This window comes from Arthrobacter sp. 05T410, from assembly GCF_056396505.1.
Genome location: NZ_JBFTLP010000018.1, coordinates 1 through 18,460, shown reverse-complemented (window position 1 = coordinate 18,460; position 18,460 = coordinate 1). Strand labels below are relative to the sequence as shown.

Annotated in this window: 14 protein-coding genes and 2 pseudogenes; 9 read left to right on the top strand and 7 right to left on the bottom strand. The window is 63.3% G+C overall.

The annotated features are described in order from the left end of the window. The first annotated feature begins 21 nt into the window (after positions 1 to 21). Both wecB and AC1DFR_RS17520 read left to right on the top strand, forming a co-directional pair. Positions 22 to 1,167 (top strand): non-hydrolyzing UDP-N-acetylglucosamine 2-epimerase, encoded by a 1,146-nt coding sequence (wecB, locus tag AC1DFR_RS17525; RefSeq protein WP_476874028.1) that lies wholly within the window; start codon positions 22 to 24, stop codon positions 1,165 to 1,167. Between the two features lie 369 nt (positions 1,168 to 1,536). Then, positions 1,537 to 2,259 (top strand): glycosyl hydrolase, encoded by a 723-nt coding sequence (locus AC1DFR_RS17520; RefSeq protein ID WP_476874027.1) that lies wholly within the window; start codon positions 1,537 to 1,539, stop codon positions 2,257 to 2,259. A gap of 344 nt (positions 2,260 to 2,603) precedes the next feature. Here the strand turns inward: AC1DFR_RS17520 and AC1DFR_RS17515 are convergent, their stop codons facing one another. Continuing rightward, positions 2,604 to 3,803, bottom strand: coding sequence for a BNR repeat-containing protein (locus tag AC1DFR_RS17515; RefSeq protein ID WP_476874026.1), 1,200 nt, complete (start codon positions 3,801 to 3,803; stop codon positions 2,604 to 2,606). Between the two features lie 468 nt (positions 3,804 to 4,271). Between AC1DFR_RS17515 and AC1DFR_RS17510 the strand changes: the two genes are divergently transcribed. Beyond that, on the top strand, positions 4,272 to 4,448 hold the full coding sequence (locus AC1DFR_RS17510; RefSeq protein WP_476874025.1) for a hypothetical protein: 177 nt from the start codon (positions 4,272 to 4,274) through the stop codon (positions 4,446 to 4,448). Positions 4,449 to 4,740: 292 nt separating this feature from the next. On the opposite strand, the gene AC1DFR_RS17505 is transcribed toward AC1DFR_RS17510, so the two are convergent. Continuing rightward, positions 4,741 to 6,087 (bottom strand): UDP-glucose dehydrogenase family protein, encoded by a 1,347-nt coding sequence (locus AC1DFR_RS17505; RefSeq protein WP_476874024.1) that lies wholly within the window; start codon positions 6,085 to 6,087, stop codon positions 4,741 to 4,743. Positions 6,088 to 6,420: 333 nt separating this feature from the next. Continuing rightward, complete coding sequence (gene kdsB, locus AC1DFR_RS17500) at positions 6,421 to 7,164, bottom strand: 3-deoxy-manno-octulosonate cytidylyltransferase (RefSeq protein ID WP_476874023.1); 744 nt, start codon at positions 7,162 to 7,164, stop codon at positions 6,421 to 6,423. 57 nt (positions 7,165 to 7,221) lie between these two features. Here kdsB and kdsA point away from each other — a divergent pair, with 57 nt between their 5' ends. From kdsA to AC1DFR_RS17485, 3 genes are read left to right on the top strand one after another with little or no spacing between them, the layout of a single operon-like run. After that, positions 7,222 to 8,073, top strand: a complete 852-nt coding sequence (gene kdsA / locus AC1DFR_RS17495) for a 3-deoxy-8-phosphooctulonate synthase (RefSeq protein WP_476874022.1) — start codon at positions 7,222 to 7,224, stop codon at positions 8,071 to 8,073. Beyond that, a complete protein-coding gene (locus AC1DFR_RS17490; RefSeq protein ID WP_476874021.1) occupies positions 8,070 to 8,597 on the top strand; it encodes a KdsC family phosphatase in 528 nt (175 codons plus the stop codon). The genes kdsA and AC1DFR_RS17490 overlap by 4 nt, the downstream gene beginning before the upstream one ends. Then, positions 8,584 to 9,561, top strand: coding sequence for a KpsF/GutQ family sugar-phosphate isomerase (locus AC1DFR_RS17485; protein ID WP_476874020.1), 978 nt, complete (start codon positions 8,584 to 8,586; stop codon positions 9,559 to 9,561). Before AC1DFR_RS17490 ends, AC1DFR_RS17485 begins: the two co-directional genes overlap by 14 nt. Before the next feature lie 440 nt (positions 9,562 to 10,001). Here the strand turns inward: AC1DFR_RS17485 and AC1DFR_RS17480 are convergent, their stop codons facing one another. The 4 genes from AC1DFR_RS17480 to AC1DFR_RS17465 form a co-directional block, all read right to left on the bottom strand. Then, positions 10,002 to 11,657 (bottom strand): glycosyltransferase family 2 protein, encoded by a 1,656-nt coding sequence (locus AC1DFR_RS17480; RefSeq protein ID WP_476874019.1) that lies wholly within the window; start codon positions 11,655 to 11,657, stop codon positions 10,002 to 10,004. A 200-nt stretch (positions 11,658 to 11,857) separates the two neighbouring features. After that, entirely contained in the window at positions 11,858 to 12,970 is a 1,113-nt protein-coding gene (locus AC1DFR_RS17475; RefSeq protein ID WP_476874018.1) for a hypothetical protein, read from the bottom strand. Between the two features lie 191 nt (positions 12,971 to 13,161). Then, the gene (locus tag AC1DFR_RS17470) at positions 13,162 to 15,780 is read right to left on the bottom strand and encodes a rhamnan synthesis F family protein (RefSeq protein WP_476874017.1); all 2,619 of its coding nucleotides are present in this window, start codon (positions 15,778 to 15,780) and stop codon (positions 13,162 to 13,164) included. After that, positions 15,777 to 16,817 (bottom strand): glycosyltransferase family protein, encoded by a 1,041-nt coding sequence (locus tag AC1DFR_RS17465; RefSeq protein WP_476874016.1) that lies wholly within the window; start codon positions 16,815 to 16,817, stop codon positions 15,777 to 15,779. Before AC1DFR_RS17465 ends, AC1DFR_RS17470 begins: the two co-directional genes overlap by 4 nt. A gap of 662 nt (positions 16,818 to 17,479) precedes the next feature. Here AC1DFR_RS17465 and AC1DFR_RS17460 point away from each other — a divergent pair. From AC1DFR_RS17460 to AC1DFR_RS17450, 3 genes and pseudogenes are all read left to right on the top strand, one after another. Continuing rightward, positions 17,480 to 17,815, top strand: a pseudogene (locus AC1DFR_RS17460) (ISL3 family transposase); the annotation flags it as partial. A 67-nt stretch (positions 17,816 to 17,882) separates the two neighbouring features. After that, positions 17,883 to 18,269, top strand: a complete 387-nt coding sequence (locus AC1DFR_RS17455) for a transposase (RefSeq protein ID WP_476874059.1) — start codon at positions 17,883 to 17,885, stop codon at positions 18,267 to 18,269. Positions 18,270 to 18,304: 35 nt separating this feature from the next. Beyond that, positions 18,305 to 18,460, top strand: a pseudogene (locus AC1DFR_RS17450) (IS110 family transposase); the annotation flags it as partial.

Sequence of the window (18,460 nt, the reverse complement as noted above, 5' to 3'; positions counted from 1 at the left end):
CGCACACCCTTGGGGAAAACCATGCACAGCATCATGCCGATCTTCGGAACCAGGCCGGAAGCCATCAAGATGGCCCCGATCGTCAGCGCGCTCCAGGAGTCTCCACTCTTCCGCTGCATCGTGACGGTCACCGGGCAGCACCGCGAGATGCTGGACCAGGTCAATGACCTCTTCGGCATCGTTCCGGACCACGACCTCAACATCCTGCAGCAGGGGCAATCCCTCTCGGCCATCATGACGCGGACCATCGACGGGCTGGAGAAGCTCTTCGCCGGCACCCGGCCCGACGCCGTCGTCGTCCAGGGCGACACCACCACCTCCACCGCCGCGGCCATCGCGGCGTTCTACCACGGCATCCCTGTGATCCATGTCGAGGCCGGGCTGCGCAGCGGCGACCTGCTCTCGCCCTTTCCGGAGGAAGCCAACCGCAAGATCACGAGCCAGATTACGCACCTGCACCTGGCCCCCACCTCCACCAGCCGGGAAAACCTGGAAAGGGAAGGCATCAGTCCGGAGGACATCGTGGTGACTGGCAACACCGTGATCGATGCCCTCCTCGCCACGGTGGACAAGCAGCTCCCCTTCACGGACCCACGGCTGGAAGAACTGGACGCGAGCGGCCGCCGGATCCTGCTGGTCACCACGCACCGGCGCGAAAACCAGGGCGAATCCATGCGCAACGTGGGCCGGGCGCTGGCCCGAATCGCCGACGCCGAGCCGGACCTTGTCATCGTGCTGCCCGCTCACAAGAACCCGGTGGTGCGCGAGGCCGTGCTTCCCGCGCTGGAGGGCAAGGCCAACGTCCTGGTGACGGAGCCGCTGGCCTACGGCGAGTTCACCCGGCTGCTGTCCCGGGCGCACATCGTCCTCACCGACTCCGGCGGAGTGCAGGAGGAAGCGCCCAGCCTCGGCAAGCCGGTCCTGGTGATGCGGGAAAACACGGAGCGGCCGGAAGCCCTGGAGGCCGGGACCGTCAAGCTGATCGGCACGGACGAGGAGCGGATTGTTGCGGAGGTGACCCGCCTCCTGCACGATTCCGCGCACTTTGCCGCCATGGCAAACGCAGTGAACCCCTACGGCGACGGCAAGGCCGCAGCCCGCACGGTGGCGGCCATCGAGGAGTTGCTGGGCGTCGGCTACCGGACGGCGGAGTTCAGCGGGGCTTAGGCGCGCGGCCCGCACCGGGTCCGGACCCCGGACGGCGAGTCGAATCAGGTCGATCATTCGTGGAAGAATGAGTGTTCAGCGGGCAAGGATGCGGGTTGGCAGAGTTGCGTTCTCCTACTGCAGCTCTGGCTCCCTTGGATTCTGACCGGATTCCGCCACTATGCCAGGGGGGTGCATATGGACCGCAGGACCTTTCTTACCGTCCCCCTCGCCGCCGGTGCCGCCGCCTTGGCGGCTTGTACCCCGGATACGCCCCCCGGGCCCAGGCCGCCGTCGGCGCCGCCAACGCCACGGGTTGCTCCGACCACACCAAGAGCCACGCTGCGGCCCCGCCGGCCCAAGCCCGGATATGCGAGCAAGGGCGTCGGGATGCCCCGTTTTAACGGATTCGACTTCGATGAGCTCGATTCGCTGGACTTGGACTGGTTTTACAACTGGGGAGCAAGCTACCCGTCCCTCCAGCCGGCTTCGAGGCAAGCCGCTGAATATGTACCGATGATCTGGGGCCGTGGATCTTTGGAGCGGAACGCCATCGCGCAAGTGCGCTCGGAGGCGCAGTGGACGGGGGCCAAACATCTCCTCGGCTTCAACGAACCGGACTACAGTGCCCAATCGGACATGTCAGTGGGTACTGCCATCAAGCTGTGGCCGCAGCTGGAACAATCGGGGCTCAGGCTGGGGTCTCCGGCACCGTTTCAGGCGCTGGGCGACTGGCTCAAAAAATTCATGGACCAGGCAGCAGCGAAGGACTTGCAGGTGGATTTTGTCACGATGCACTCCTACGCCTCGCCCCGTGCAGACTCATTCCTGAAGACGGTGCAGAAGCTGCATGAACGCTACGGAAAGCCAATATGGATTACTGAGTTTGCCGTGGCCGACTGGAAAGCCACGGCCTCGTCGCCCTCCCGGTTCACGGAGAAAGAAATTCTGGCTTTCATGAAGGAAACCGTTGCCGGGCTCCGGGAGATGTCCTACGTGGAGCGCTTCGCCTGGAAGACCCGGGTCCACGGCGATCCCATCATGGGAGCCTCCGCCCTGTTCCGGAACGACGGGTCACTGACCCCCACGGGCGAGCTCTACCGTTCCCTTTAGCATTTGCCTGCATTCGACCGACAGCCTGACGAAGGCGTGCAAATCGACATGCTGTTTATCAAGGCTAGAACGCCCACTAAGCTGCACATTCGCTGCGCCTGAGTGCCCCTTTGGCTGTGGCGCAGACTGCTATTTTTACAGGCGTCACAACTGCATCCGAGTTCATACCAACCGGAGCAGTTATCTGTCCAAAGTCGGGAGGAGTGGGGGACCCGACGAATACTGGGCTTTTCGAGACGAATGCCTGGACCGCCGAAAGTTTCTCTTCCACACAAACGTATCGCTGAGCACGACGGGCAAGTTCTACGCGTCACCCTAAGGCGAAGTGGCAGGGCGACCGGCTGCTAGTCGGACTTGTACTCCAATATGAGGAGAGGTTCAGCTGGCGGAATCACCGCCCGGGGCTTGTCACCGTTCACAGGCATCGAGCGCCACCGCAGGATGTAGAGACTCTTGTCCGCCTCCGTCAAAACTTGGTGGGTCACCAGCTTGGAGTCCTTTCTCAGCACAGGCAGTACCGGCTTGCCCACAAGCGGTGACACCGACGGGGCGTCCGACTTTACGGCAAGCGACTTCTCATCCAGTACTACCGTGCGCCCCTTGCCAGAGCAGCTGTAGCTGAGTTTTAGCGTGCCAGGTGCTCCTGGCTCAGCAGATCCGACAGCGAAGGGAAAGCGTATGCTGCCGGTTCCCGTTACAGGAAAAACGCCGTTCCAACGCGTTATCTGCGTTCGATACCACGTTCCCAAGGTGTCCGCCCGGGCGACGAAGAGCTGATTCCCCCGCGCAGCGTCGTAACGCGTATAACTGATGACGGGCCGTCTGGCCCCGTCAAAGCCAATGCGCATTATTGGGTTACTCAAACCCGAATCAACCGGTGCCGGGTCGACAATCGTAGGGCTCTGCTTTGTCAAGGGAAGGGTCAGGTTGGCGCCTTGGGCATTCTGCCAGTGAATAAAATCCTTGGTTTTTGCGTAAGACAACGAATGGTTGGTCGATACATCAGGTGTGTTCCGCCACATCCACACCATGTGGAAAAATCCGTCCGGTCCGGCGATCGGAGCACTGGAATAGGCATTGCTGCTCCCTTGCCCGTCCAGAAGACCCTGAGGAGAAATAACCTGCCATTTTCTGCTTGCCGCCACAAAGCGGTACATATAGTCGCTGCCGTTCCCGCTTCGGCCGTACCTGAACTTGAAGAACAACTCACCCGATGTACTCTTCAAAAATTGGGGATAGGTAACCGCAGATTCCAACCTTGAATCAGCGAGAGTGGGGACCCTGGCAAGGGAAGCCACGTTCCCGGGTGAGGATGTGACGTAGTAGTTCAGTTTCGAGTTATGCATGTTACCGGCAACATGCAGGTTTCCCATATTGTCCAACTCCATGGTGATGCCGTCGTGACTGTCCCAGCCGACGCTGGTATCCAGAACCTTGGTCCCCCAGGGGCCGGCGCCCACTCGGCTTTTCACCACTAACCTACGGCTGGCATCGTAGTAGGCAACGTACTGCGTGTTTCCGACGACCAGGATGTCCTGACCCACGGATTGGCCCGCCCATGTAGTTCCGACCGGCGTGGCTGAGACAAAGCGATACGTTGGCGACGTACCGGCGTCGTCGGGAATCCCCTGGTCCCTGCTGCAGGCAAGAGCAGCGTTCGTCAGCAAGTCTGGTGCCGACGGAACTGGAGGTTGGCTGCGAACCTCCGCGGGGCCAAGTGCATTACTCGTCGCAAGGATTACCGCGGCTAAGGCTGCGGCTACGCCACCCATCGTCATGTGCGTAACGTAACACAGTGGCATATTTTGAAATAGGTGATTGTGGCCCAAAAAGTCCCTTTATTGCTGACCGTTCAAGAGGCGCTGGACGGGATCGCCCAGCGCCCTCTAGCTGGCCTTGAGTTCCGAGCTGGGGGTGGTGCCGGCAAACACGAGACGCCGCCTCGGACCGGGCGACTACGGCGGCAGAATTGTCGCTGTGTCTGGGCCGCCAGTTCTAAGGACCCACTGCACATGGCCAGACTGCTGAAACCGGACCAGATCATCAAGGTCATCGTCCCGGACTTCCCCGGTGACCACCTGCAGCCTCCCTCTCTAAAGCGGGAACTGGATCCGCTTCACCGGTCCACGATCAGCGCCTCGCTCCGGCTGGTCCCGTCCGAGATCTCCTCCGGCCAGCAGCGCGCCTAAGACGCGATCTCGAAGCCCGGCAACACCCGCGCACGCAGGCTCCCTGCAAAAAGCGCCTGGTATCATCGCTTGCCCGTCAGCCCCGCCATTCTGCACCTCCGGACAACGCAGGCCCGGGCCTTCCAGCCAACACCTCGCCCATGCGGTAACCAACCTGCGCAATTGGTCCGACCACGTCGCCGCCTGCGACACGCTGAAACACCCCAAGCCGAACTCCGGGCCAAAAGGAAGTGGCCCCGGAACACCGAACCGGGACCACTTCCTCCTGCCTATTGACAGAACGAACTACAAACTAGATGACCGAAGCGAGGTCCAGCAGTTTGCTTTTGTGACCGAGCGAGACGATATCCCAGCCGGCTGCGGTCCACTTCTCGTGGTCCAGGACGTTGCGCCCGTCGAACATGCGCTTGTGCGAGACCGCTGCCGCCAGCTCGGCGGGATCGACGTTGACGAATTCGTTCCATTCCGTCAGCACCATGACCAGGTCGGCATCCGCCACGGCGGTGGCCAGCGAATCGACATAGTTCAGGCGCGGGTACCTCTTGGCAGCGTTGGCGTTGGCCGCGGGGTCGTAGACGCTGACATCTGCTCCGCTGTTGAAGAGCCTGGCAGCCACGTCCAGGGCCGGTGAATCGCGGACGTCGTCGCTGTTGGGCTTGAACGCTACGCCGAGCACGGCAATGCGCTTGCCCTCCAGGGTGCCAAGCAGAGTCTCGGCGACGTGCACCGCACGGTCACGGCGGCGGAGGTTGACTTCGTCGACCTCGTTCAGGAACCGCATGGTGCTGTCCAGGCCGAGCTCGGACACGCGTGCCTGGAGTGCACGGATGTCCTTGGGCAGGCAGCCGCCGCCAAAGCCGATGCCGGCGTTGAGGAAGCGGCGGCCGATCCGGGCGTCGAGGCCAATGGCATCAGCCAGGGTGCGGATGTTGCCGCCCACAGTCTCGGTAACCTCGGAGAAAGCGTTGATGAAGGAGATTTTGGTCGCGAGGAACGCGTTTGCAGCCACCTTGACCAGCTCGGCCGTTTCAAAGTCCGTGGCGATGAACGGGGTCTTGCGGCTAATGGCGTCGGCGTAGACCTCACGCAGCGTGGCCTCGGCGGCGGCGGAATCGCTGCCGATCACCAGGCGGTCGGGGCGCAGGGTGTCTTCCACGGCGAAGCCCTCGCGCAAAAATTCAGGGTTCCACGCGAAGTTGACCGTGACGCCATCGCGCGCTTCTTCCGCGACGAGACCTTTCAAGCGACGAGCCGAGCCCACGGGGACGGTCGACTTTCCGACGATCAGAGAGTCCTTCGTGGCCGCTCGGGCAATGGCTGCCACCGATGCGTCAACGTAGGTCATGTCGGCAGCGTGCTCGCCGGCGCGCTGCGGGGTGCCGACGGCGATGAAGTGCACGTCACCGAAGGCCCCGGCCTCTTCAAATGAGGTGGTGAAGCGCAGGCGGCCGGACTCCGTATGCTTACGCAGGAGCTCGGGCAGGCCAGGCTCGTGGATGGGCAGTTCGCCTCGGCTGAGGCTGTCAATCTTCTCTTTGTCGACGTCGACGCCCAGAACTTCGAATCCAAGTTCCGCCATGCATGCCGCATGGGTCGCGCCGAGGTATCCCGTACCGATCACGGTTAGTCGTAGTGTCACTAGTCCCCCAGTAGCCGCGGTTCTGTCAATGTCTTGGGCGCAGGTGGCGCAACCAAACGGGACCACTATATAACCCCTTGGCGCTATATCCGATTTCGCTTTTCCCCCGTGATATGTGTCACGCATCGGCCAACCGCAACACAACTGTCCAACCGAACATTCCCAACAGGGTTACCGAGTACCTGCTAGCCGGTTTTGCCCCGCCGAACGGAACATGGCAGCCCCGCCGAGGTGGATCCGGAGCCGGTACGCCTTCCTGCGCTCGACCGCGCTCACGCTTGCGGTCTGGTTCGGGTATTTACAGTCCCGGGGTCGATTCGGTCTCTCGTCCGTTCAAGACTGAGTATCTTCGTGCTCGTTCACCCAAGCCTGGGCGCGCTCGTAGTCCTCAGGGGTGTTGATCTCGATGCTGCTGCTCACGGCGACGCGGGCGACGATGACGAGGCCATGTTCGAGCGCTCGGAGTTGCTCGAGATTCTCTGCCCGCTCCAGCGGCGTGGGCGTCAGCGTCGGGAATCGGCGCAGCACGTCGCGGCGGAAAGCGTACAGCCCGAGGTGCTGAAAATACGGGTGGTCGACTCCGCGCGGGTTCGCCGGGATAAGGGAGCGGGAGAAGTACAGCGCCCGGCCGCGCGCATCGGTGACGATCTTGACCGTGTTCGGATCGTCGGCGAGCTCTGGCTGGAGCGGCATCCCTACCGTCGTCATATCTGCAGTCTCGCCCTCGCGGAACGGCGCAAGCAACGCGCTGAGGGCGGCCTGGGACACGAACGGCTGGTCCCCTTGGACGTTCGCGACGACGTCGTACTCTCCCGGCATGAGGTCGGCTGCAGCGGAGACCCGCTCGCTCCCGTTTGCCAGAGACGGTGACGTCATCACGGCACTGCCGCCGAACCCCTGCACGGCATCAAAGATTCGTTCGTCGTCCGTCGCCACGACGACGTCGTCGAACTCGCCACTGGCGACCGTCGCATCCCAGACTCTCTGCACGACGGTGCGCTCGCCCAATTTGAGCAGGGGCTTGCCCTCGAGCCGGGTGCTCAGGTATCGGGCGGGAATGACAGCGAGGGCTCGCATGGATGGACATCCTCAATAATTGGGAACTGGAGATGCCCAGTCTAGTAGGATCGGGGGATGTCTAAAACCGTGGCCATCGGGCCGAACATCACCGTTTCCAATGACCGCCCCTGCGTGATCTTCGGCGGGATCAACGTCATCGAAGACCTCGACTCGACACTCCGGGCGGCGTCACGCTATGTCGAGGTGACCACCAAGCTCGATATGCCACTGGTGTTCAAAGCATCCTTCGACAAGGCGAACCGCTCCTCGGTCGACTCATACCGTGGCGTAGGACTTGACGAGGGACTCAGGATCTTCGCCGCCGTCAAGTCGGAGTTTGGCGTCCCGGTGATCACCGACGTCCACGAGCCCGCGCAGGCCGCTCCCGTCGCCGAGGTGGCGGATGTCCTGCAGCTTCCGGCATTCCTCGCCCGCCAGACCGACCTCGTCGTGGCACTTGCAAAGACCGGCAGTCCCATCAACGTCAAAAAGCCGCAGTTCTTGAGCCCGGGGCAGATGGCCCACATCCAGCGCAAGCTGGCCGAGGCGGGCAACGAGCAGGTGATCTTGTGCGAGCGCGGCTCGCAGTTCGGTTACGACAACCTCGTGGTGGACATGCTCGGCTTCCGGGAGATGGTCGAGGCGTGCGACGGTGCGCCCGCGATTTTCGACGTCACGCATAGCCTTCAGCGCCGCGAGGCGGGCGCCGCCGCCTCCGGTGGGCGGCGCCGCCAGGTCGTCGAACTCGCCCGCTCCGGCATGGCGCTCGGCCTCGCCGGGCTGTTCGTCGAGGCGCACGCGGACCCGGACAACGCGCGGTGCGACGGCCCGAGCGCGTTGCCGCTGAGCGCGCTCGAAGGATTCCTCGGGCAGGTCAAGGCAATCGACGATCTCGTCAAGTCGTTCCCCGCGCTGGACATCGCGTGATCGAGCTCGTCCTGCTTGACGTCGACGGCGTGCTCACCGACGGCACCATCTGGATGGACGGGGCCGGCGAAGCGGTCAAAGGCTTCCACGTCCAAGACGGGCTCGCCGTATCGCTCCTGCGTGTACACGGAATCCGTTGCGGCGTGCTGTCGGGAAAGTCCAGCGCCCCCCTTGACGCGCGGATCAAGCAGCTCGGCTTCGATGTCGCGGTGACCGGAACGCTAGGCAAGACAGAGGCGCTAGCTGCTATCAAGGCCGAGCACGGTATCTCCTTCGACGAAATCGCATATGTCGGCGACGACGTCGTCGATCTGCCGCTGGCGGGCCTGGTAGGCCGGTTCTACGCCCCGCGCGATGCGCACCCCCTGGTGCTTGCCGCCGCCGACGTCGTACTCGATCGCCCAGGCGGGCGCGGCGTCGCCCGGGAGGCCGCGGAACATGTGTTAGCATCACACGGCCTCAGTCTCGAGGACATGTACCGACCCCTAATAGAAACGATGACGAGTAGCCATGTCGTTCAGTGACGCCACGTACAGCCCAGCACGAAAGCATGCAGAAGCCGGGCGCCGGGTCCTCGCCGCCGAGGCGAGAGGTGTCGCCGACCTGATTGAGCGCGTTGGCGACGACTTCGATGCTGCCGTCGAGGATATCCTCACCTCACGCGGACGCGTAATAGTCTGCGGGATGGGCAAGTCAGGTCTCATCGGTCGTAAAATCGCCGCGACCCTCGCGAGCACCGGCACCCCGAGCTTCTTCATGCACCCGGCCGAGGCGCTCCACGGCGACCTTGGCATGGCGACGGAGGCCGACTACTTCCTCGGAATCAGCAACTCAGGCGAGACCCAGGAGCTCGTCGCGCTGCTGCCTTTCCTGCTCGACAACGGCAACCGCATCCTCGCGATGACGGGAAACCCCACCTCGACTCTCGCGAGTCACTCGACTTTCCACTTGAATGTCGCGGTCGCCGAGGAAGCATGCTCGCTCAACCTCGCGCCGACGTCTTCCACCACAGCCGCGCTGGCGATGGGCGATGCGCTTGCAGTGGCGCTCATGGAGGCACGAGGCTTCGTGTCCGAGAACTTCGCCCGGCTGCACCCGGGCGGGGCACTCGGGCGCCGTCTCCTCGAACGGGTGAGTGACGTGATGATCACCGACAATCTGCCGTGGGCGAGTCCCTCGGACGGCATCCTTGAGGTCATCCGTCAGATGACGAAGAGTCAGCTGGGCATCGCTCTCATTGGGACATCAGACGGTACGGCGATCATCACCGACGGCGACATTCGCCGTGCCGTGCAAACCTATGACGAGAACCTGTTCTCGCTTGTCGCAAGGGACATCATGTCCGTGAACCCGACGATGGTCGCGCCCACCACGCGCATGGAGGATGCGCTCGCTCTCATGGACAGCCGCCGTATCTCGTCGCTGCTCGTTGCATCCGACGAAGAGGTGCTCGGCGTGGTGACGAGTAAGCCCGCTCCTCGCGGCTGACTCGCCACTGTCGGGTAAGGGTGCGAGCCAGCTGTACTGTCCAAGGACGCTGATGCAGGTGTTTTCAGAACAGGGCGTAGATTTCCGGCATGACGAGGGCCTCCCGGCGTGGAGTGGAGCTGTCTAAGAACCGCTACCCGGGAGGCCCTCCCACTCGCGCCCTGCGGTTGCGCAAACAACCATGTCCGGAGACGGCACGCCGCGAGGCCCTACCGGCCTGTCTCATTACGAGAATCACCGCCGGGGCAGCCGGTAACCAATCTGCCTGGGTAGCCCACTTAGTCGGTGCCTGAAGTATTCCTTCAGCTCGTCCTTTCAAGTGTTTGACAGCTGGTCCAGCTAGTGGCGCCATTGTGAGTTGGTGCCGGCAACCTTCCACCCGAGAAGTTGACCCTCTTCGAACGCGAGACCCTCATGCACTGAACCGTCGCCCCAGTGGTTTAAGACTGGTTGTCACGTGGCCGTGCAGCGAGCCGGCCGGCGGCAACGACCGCCTCAAGCAGGGCTCGGCTCTCGGAATCGATGGCAGCCGCCTGGTCGGACGCAAGGTAATCCGGAAGGCGGCTGATTAGCTTCTGGAATCTTGCCGCCGTGACAATCTTCATTTGCTCTTCCGCGCTGGATACTCCGCCAAGTGTCCGAAGGTAGTCCATCTCCCTACGGAGGCCGGAAGTGACGGACACAAAAGGAAGCGTGGTCGACTCGGCGTCTGCAAAGCACCTCTTGAAGTGATGGAGACGCCCAGGGAAGTCTGCGTTCATCTGCAGGTCTTCGTCTTGGAGAGCGTAATTTCCCCGGTTTCTGGAGTATTTCCAAATCATTTCGGCGAGCGTTCGCAGCTCGAAGTGGTACAGGTGGCATGCATCTTTGGCGGCTCGGACAGCTCGAGTTGGGTCATTCGGCTCGTCGGTGCCGACCTCCCAGAGATGTTGCTCGCCATCTCCATTTGACATGCGCATCGCAAGGCCGTTTGACGCTACGGGGTAGTGCGGGCTAGACGAATCGATCAGCTCGGGTCGAGAGAAGCACTTGATCAGCGGTACCTGCAACGGTGAAGATCGGGTGAGGCGTTGGAGAACAGGAAGGTTGATCCAGTCCTGGACAGCAGTGGTTGTCTCTGCCAACGACCAGGTCAGTGCAATGGCGTCTCCGCCCTTACGGGCGGCCCAGTTGAGGTAGTCATTGAGCATTCCAAATCTGTCGCTATTAATAACGATGAATTCATCGGTATCAAGGAATGCGCACCATTCTGCGGAAATCGCATGGGGCAGTGTACGGGCCGCATGCCTATAAGCTTTCAGTTGGGCATCCGCGCCCGGGCTGACCTCGGACTCGATGAGCGTTATGACGCCCGTTCGGTGAAGTTCTCGTAATAGGTGAAGTGAGCCGTCGGTGTTGTTGTTTGTGTAGATGACGATCCGCTCGAATCCGAGAAGCCTCTGATATGCAATCCATTCCAGCAGGTAGACGCCTTCGTTACGTGCGGTAGCGACCACGCACGACGTGACCTCCTTCGCCAGGCAGAGGCGAATTGCGTCATTGACGATTCGGTCTGCAGGCGTGCTTTCGCTTGCGGAGAGCCAGTCCATATTTCTGCCGATGGTGAGGGGCGCTTCTCCGGGGGATAGCAGGTTGTCGAGCAGTGCGATCGTATAGGGCAACTCGTCGCTCGCCCATTCACGGAATGCGCGAAACACAGGCTCCGTTTCGCCAGTGGCGCGGATCTCGGAAGCAAGCTCAGGTGCGGAAGCCACCGCGTGCACCGCGCAACGAAGCAGTCCTGGTAAGGCTCCGCCGCCAATGACAGCGTCAACGATGCCGCGCGCGCCGGCCGCCAGTAGGTCGAAGCAGGATTCAGTGATATTCTCCGGCGCGGGTGCCTCCTCGAGGTCGAACATCTCCCAGACCTCGGCGCTGGTCCGCGTGGCGGTGAAGCTCTCCACGGCGTCGTAGTCGCGAGGACGGGCGGAAAAGATCTGTCGAGTTGCCACTTCGGTCAGGAATACGAATCGGCCCCTCTCGGAAAGCCGTACCACGGCGTGAGCCTCACCACGGCTCGAAATGATTCCGACATCGCCCAGAACCGATAAAGTCACGGGGGCGTTGCCTACGTACCTATTGCCGAATCTAAGTTCGAGCGGCAGCGAGTTGGATAAGTCTGCAGATACGCCCTCGGTCAACCCGTATAGATAGGCTGGCGAGCGGGAGGTACTGGGATTGGCGGGGTGGCCGGGACTGCGTCGTAGATGGAAATGTTCGATTGTCACCCCGCTTCTGAAACTTTCCGTCAACGACGCTACATGTGGCACGTTCGCGCCTGCGAACCATGGACCGCTGCGGTTCCTTCGTGGTCGGACGGGGCGGTCGTCACCACCGCCTCAAAATCACCTGTCATCGGTGCGTGCCAGCGGCTCCCGGCGACCTGCCGCAAGAGTGCCGTGATGCCAGACCACGATGGCGTACCGAGCGGCCCCTGCTCCACCGCAGGGGAAACAAGGGCGGGCTTGATCGCGTCGGGGGCGGCGCGGAGGGCAGGGTCGAGGCGAGCGAACCGGGGTGTCTCGCGTCGGTCGCCGATAGCCTTCTCTGTCGCGGTCTCCCAGTCGACGACGGGAACGTCCGTCCACATCGAGAGTCCTGTTCGGAACGCACGCGCCAGCAGAGCTGAGATGTCTTTTCCGCCGGCGGAGACGACGACGGCGGCACACTGGGTTAGCTCGGTTCTCTCGACGATCTCAGTCAGAGAGGGCTGACCGGAAACGTGATCGAGCGGCGCGAGGACGAGCCCGGCGTCGGCCAGCCGCTGCGCTCCGTTCGCTCCCATGTACCGCGACATGGTGTCGAGCCAAGCGGATCTACCGGTGACCAGTACAGGCCGGTCAGCGGACTCGTAAAGCTTCTGTGCGAGCCCGAGCAGTTCGCCCTCCACCGTCGCGACAGCACGGTCGTAGGCTTCGCGCACGCTGAGGCGGTCGAACACGAGGCCGTTGAGCAGCAGGTACCCGATCTGCGAGGGGTGGTTACTGCCGTCTATGTACAGTCGTGACAGTTCGTGTATTGGCAGGCGCAATAGCGGCGCCAGATCGACGATGTCGAGCCCGGGCAGCGCGGCGACAATCTCGTCGTAGTTGAACACCGGGTGCCGGTAACGCCCGTCGGCGATGTGGCGGCCCGCAAGACGATCATGGACCTGCCGCCCGAAGACATCCCACAGCACGTAGCGCGCGCGGGCGCCGAACGTCTCATGCCAGGCGCGCATCCCCGCCAGACCCCGCTCCAACATGGCGCGGTCCTGGTCAGGGGTCATCGCGCCAGCGGTGACCCCCATGAATCCGTCGACCAAGACGCCAGGGGGCACCGTGTCCTCCAGGAGGATGCCGTTTCCAAACCGGAAGTCGCCGACGAGCACGGCGACGCTTCCCTCTGCACCTGCCGCGTCAGATGCCTGTCTCAGCAAAGACGCGTGCCATATCGGCGCTCCGCCTCGACCTATGTAGCGGTCCCACTCCAAGGGCGAGCCGACGACGCCGTCGCGCACGTGCCAGCTCCACCGGACACCATGCGACGGGCCGATGACCAACGCGACGTCCGGCGGTGCACCTACCACGCCAACGCCTCAAGCCGGCGCGTCTTGCGCGCCGCCTGCTTCGCGGCGAGGGCGGCTTCCAAATGCTCGTGGATCGAGACAGCGAGAGGCTGAACCTCGGTGATGAGGGGCTTGGCCGGGTCGACGGGTGCCCCGACGATCACTCCGCCGGCGGCCAGCGCCGCGTGGCCAAAAAGCCGCTCTACATCGTGGGCTAGCGCGCCGGTCTCCTCCGCAAAGCTGGTCAGGGTGAGTGCACCTATCTCTACGAGCGGGCGCAAGACGTCCGGCCGGGCCCAGAACATCGCCCCGTCAAAGAATCCCTCCGCGGGGGTCGCCCCTAAGACAACCTCACCGAGGTCGCCCCCATCGTGGTAGGGGTGCTGGGCCAGGGAGAGGTAGTGCGGCTGCGGGCCCACCTCCTGGATGGCCGGGTCCGTGCGAAAGGCGTCGAGAATCGCCGCCACCCGCGCAGGGCTGCCGAGCAGAGCGTCCAACGCCTCGCCGTACCACAGCTCACCGAGGTCCCGGCGCAAACGGCCGGCATGAACGTAGCCGGCCTTGGTCTGCAGGTGCAGGATCGCATCGTAGTCGTGTTCGAGAACTGCGGGGAGCACGTCGAGAAACGGTCCGATGTTGTGGGCGCGCTTAACCGCCGGGTAGAGCAGGGCATCCGGGTAGGCGGCAAGTACCAGCTCCGCGATTCGGCGGTTGCCCCATTCGGGCATCGTCACCACGAGATCGAATCCTTCAGGGATACTCGCCAGCCGCTCGAGGATCTCCGGAACGAGGTCGCGATAATACAAATGCGCAACAACGGCAATTCTGTGGTCGCAGGTGCCGAGGCCACTGCGGATCGTGGCGAGGCTGGTCTGACGGCGCGCTTCGGCGTCGTCGTCTAAGGGGAAGTCATGGACGCCGTCGAACAGCGGCTCGGCGGCGGCGACCAGCTCATCGACCAGCCGCTCGACCGAGCCGACGTTCAAACCGGGCCGAGGCTGGCGTCCTTCACGGAGGCCGTAGCGCGCCCAGTGATATACAGGGTCCTTCGCTGCTTTGGCGACGTCCCTGTGCGTGGTGAGATAAAACGTCTCGTCGACGAAACCAGCGGCGCGAACGAACTTCTCGGCAGTGCGGTGATCGGCGAAGGCTGTCAGCAGTGCGCCGCGGAAGCTCTCAGTATCGGCCGTGCCGGTCAGGGCGAGGAGTCTGCGTGCGGGCCCCGTGAACTCGTTACGGAGCTCCGCCGGCTCGCTCGCTCGGAGGTGCTCTGTGGCGACGGCGGGAACGCCGAACTCGGCCGCTCCAGGAACCGAGCTGCCCCGTACCATTCGCGCGCGGGCCTGGTGCTCCCGGGCCACGCTGAACGCCTCGTACATGCTCTTCGCGATGGCGAAAACGTCGTCGTGGCCACGGCGCGCCGCATCGAGGGTGACAGCGATGCTTCGGAACGCGGGGAAGTCACCCCGAACGGCGTCACTGACCATGTACCCGCCAAGCATGAAACGGCGCAGCAGGCCGATCCCGTGCCGGTACGCGTGCAGGTCGAAAGCGCCGGAGATCGCTGCGTCGAGGTCGGGAAACAGGCCCGACGGCTTGTAGACAGCGTCGCCCAGCACCGAAACGACTTTGTCGTAGTACAGCGACTCGAACCCCACGGAGCTGTTGACCGTTACCACCAGATCGGCCAGTGCAATCAGCTGGGCATTGCTGTACACCCCCTTGGTGGCGTCCAGCCACACGACATCGTCTGCCCAGGGCCGCACCGCGGCCCTGGCGAGGGAGAAAGCAACTTGAGACTGGTGCCGGCTCTTGGCACCCGGATGCGTCTTGATGACCGTCAGGTAACCCGCCGCCGCGAGCTTGGGCACGACGTCGAGCACGACGTCTTCGACAGTCTCGTACTTGGAGAAGCGCAAGAGGTTGGCGTCGTCGTGGAGTTGGAGCGGGAGAAACGCGATCTTTTTGGTAGTGCCAAGGATCCGTGACGACCAGTCCCCGCTGTCGACGGGGAGGAACTGCTGTTCGTAGGGCAGGGCCTCGAGGTTCGCCGAGTAGCCGTAGAGAGCCTCGGCGGCCGTCATCGGGTTGTCGCCGACGATCCCGCGCAGGTCCTCCACCGACAGCCGGGGGACAATCGCGCTGCCGTTGGTGCCGAACGGGTCCATAACGATTGTCCCAAGGAACGGGGCGCGGGTGCAGCCGAGCTCCATCGCGATGCGTGTCACGGGCCGCTCCTCCACGAAGCGGGTTACGGCGCCATTCTCACCCCAGTGGACGACGATGTCGAACGGGAAGACACTCCAGACGCGGCGCAGAACCCCAACGTAGTCGTCGGCGACATCGCCCCCGTCCATGAGGCTCAACCACGCCGGGATGCCCTCGGTATCCCAGTCGCAGACATGCCCGGCGAACAGAGACTCCTCGGCGGGGCTCGCCCGGATGAGGCGCTTCTCCACCCCGGCCAGGGCCTCGACCCCAACGGCGCCCAACAGAGCACGCGACGCATACATACGAACGTCGAAGTCCGGCGTGGACCCCGCGAGCAGCGGAAGGAATTTCCGAGCGACGTCGTTGAAGATCGTCTGGCTGTCCCGGATCGGGTGCGGCTCAACGTAAATCAGTACCCTCATGCTTCACTCCAGAATGTCGTCAGGCCGTCCACGTGGGAGGTGTTACGCAGGAACTCGAAGTTTTCTACTGCCCTTGGGTAGCCACCAGCCTCCGCAGGCGCGGACAAGGCTTCGTACCAGTCGTCGTGCGACTCCATGAGATCCAGGCTTCCTGATTCGATGGCTCGCATGTCCGGGATCGGGCTGGCCAGCAGGCGGCAGCCCGATAGTGCCGCTTCGAGGAACTTCACGCGCGACTTGCACGCATTGAAGTCACTCATTTCCAACGGGGCGATTACCGTGCTGCACAGCGTCATCAGCCCCGGCAGCCGCAGGAAGTTCACCACGGGCGCCGTGCTGACGTTCGGCAGCGCAGCCAGCGCCGGCGGGACCGCGACAGGGCCGATGATCATCAGCGTGAAGTCGGGATTTTCCATGAGCACCCGGTGCAGCGCATCGGCGACGACCGGGAAGTCACGGTCGTGGCTCTTGGTTCCCGCAAAGTAGCCGATCGCCGTATGCGGGCGCGGCGCGAGGTACGTCTCTAGCTCGCCGTGGATCGACAGTATCGACGGCGGGATGATGTTCGGCACGACGTTAACGTCAGCGTCCGCGTTGGACTCCTTCACCCGCTGCGCGAGCGGCGCAGTCGAGACGGTCACCTTGTCGAATTCGCGCAGGCCCGAGCGGTTGCTCGCGAATGCGGCGATGGCCTTCTCAGGCGTCAGTGTGCCGTTCTTCGCCGCGGAGGACTGCAGCGCTATCTCCTCGTCACCGAAAATCAGGTCGTCGTAGTCAGCGATGAGGATCTTGCCAGCACTGCGCAGACGATGGAGGACAGGCAGGAAATTCTTGCGGGCCTTATTTGGCCGGTGAAAGACGTAAACGTCGTAATCGAAATTCGGGTCTTTGTAGAATTGCGCGGCCGAGTATACGGAGGCGAAGTGCCCCTGGCCGGCCAGCACCTCTGCAGGGTGATAGCACCGGTACCGTACCGACGGGTCGTTGATGGGCCTTTCGGTCCGCCCAGTTTCGGAGACGAAACAGATCGACGTCATGCCGAGATGCTCCGGTATTCATCTTCGCGTCCTGCGTCACAGGTATCGGACTTAGCCCCGGCCATGGCGTGATCGACGCACGCATTCCCATCAGCAATTTCCACGCATCCCCCTCAAGGTTGTATTCAGCGTCCAAGTTTAGCGGACGAATCGCCCCGGGTTTGTCGGAGTCCCTGATAGCACGGGCGAGCCGTCTGAACCGCCTTGGCTCTAACTGCGCTTTTCAAACGAGCGCGGCGGCTCTCGCGCAGGAGGCGGCCTCAACTCCTGCGGGGTCTGGTATTCGGGGCTCTCGTGGAGGCGCTCAGTGTTCGACCATGGGGCCCGCTGCGGAGTTCCAAACTCGACCTCGGTCATCGAGGGACAGCCGGCCTCACGTGGATCAGGTTAACCTCGTAGAGACCGTTGACGGCCTCGGCGAGGGCGTTGTCGTAGTTTGACTTTTTAAACGTTTGAGCGCCACTTGTTCGTGCGGTTCAGTGCCGGGGTTCGTGCGGGAGCGCCAGCGGTCGCGTGGCCTGGCGCCGCTGACGCCCTCCGTGACGGTTGCTAGGCGGTTACGAGTGCCGTGTGCTCGTGCATGTTGTAATTGCCCCCGGTTCCGGTCCGTTCGATTCTTCCGCGACCCCGGGTCGAGCACGTGGATCCGGCATGAGCTGTGGATGACAACCATCATTGACCTGGACACAGGGCAGGTCCTGGGCGTGGTCGACGGCCGGGACCACAGGGGCGTCGGGGACTGGCTCTTCGCCCGCCCGCTGGCCTGGCGGCTGGGAGTGCAGGTCGTCGCGATCGACCCGTCAGCTGCGTTCCGCAAGGCGTTGCGGATGTGGCTGCCCCGCACCGCCGTGGCCGTTGATCATTTCCACCTGGTCTCGCTGGCCAACCATGCGGTGACGGAGGCCCGGCAAAACCTGTCTCAGCAGGTCAAGGACCGCCGCGGCCGAGGGATCGATAAGGCCTGGGCGCACGGGATGCTGCTCCTGCGCGCCGGCGACCCACTCACCGAGAAGGCAGCCCACCGGCTGGAGGAGGTCTTCGCCGCCGACGACGCGACCGGCAAGCTTGCAAGCTGTCTGGAAGGTCAAGGAACAGCTGTGGCTACTGCTGCGCACGAACTCCCTGGCCGACGCGGCCGCCGCCAAAGAGGAGCTCAACGTCCTGGTCCAAGCCCCCGGACGGCTAGAGACCAACAAGCTCTACCGCACCGTCTGCAGATGGTGCACGGAAATCGAAGTCCTCATCGTCACCGGCGCCACCATCGGCAAAGTCGAAGCCAACAACACCGGGATCAAGCACATCAAACGCCCCCGTTACCTTTTTCGTAGCCCGTTCCTGTTGCAGGATGAGGGTATGCTGGCCTGCCGACCCCGGCATGATTGCCGCCCCCAGTCGTCAATGATCCGGGGGGTGTTGTCACCGGGGTCCGGTAGGTGCCGGAGAGACCGCTAATAGAGGCAGGACAGTTTGGGATCGTCGTGCGTAACGTGGATGCGGGCTCTGACACCGCGGACAGTCCAGCACAGGTATCAGCTGCTGTGACGGGGAGGTACAGGTGATCGGAAACCGCGAAAGCATTGATGTCTTCATCGGCCTGGACGTCGGCAAGGGCGAGCACCACGCCGTTGCAGTGGACCGGACGG

Excerpts from the sequence above, each read along its gene's own strand:
- kdsA (WP_476874022.1), top strand. The coding sequence starts at position 7,222 with ATGTCTAAAACCGTGGCCATCGGGCCGAACATCACCGTTTCCAATGAC.
- AC1DFR_RS17510 (WP_476874025.1), top strand. The coding sequence starts at position 4,272 with ATGGCCAGACTGCTGAAACCGGACCAGATCATCAAGGTCATCGTCCCG.
- wecB (WP_476874028.1), top strand. The coding sequence starts at position 22 with ATGCACAGCATCATGCCGATCTTCGGAACCAGGCCGGAAGCCATCAAG.
- AC1DFR_RS17465 (WP_476874016.1), bottom strand. The coding sequence starts at position 16,817 with ATGACGTCGATCTGTTTCGTCTCCGAAACTGGGCGGACCGAAAGGCCC.
- kdsB (WP_476874023.1), bottom strand. The coding sequence starts at position 7,164 with ATGCGAGCCCTCGCTGTCATTCCCGCCCGATACCTGAGCACCCGGCTC.
- AC1DFR_RS17470 (WP_476874017.1), bottom strand. The coding sequence starts at position 15,780 with ATGAGGGTACTGATTTACGTTGAGCCGCACCCGATCCGGGACAGCCAG.
- AC1DFR_RS17485 (WP_476874020.1), top strand. The coding sequence starts at position 8,584 with ATGTCGTTCAGTGACGCCACGTACAGCCCAGCACGAAAGCATGCAGAA.
- AC1DFR_RS17520 (WP_476874027.1), top strand. The coding sequence starts at position 1,537 with ATGCCCCGTTTTAACGGATTCGACTTCGATGAGCTCGATTCGCTGGAC.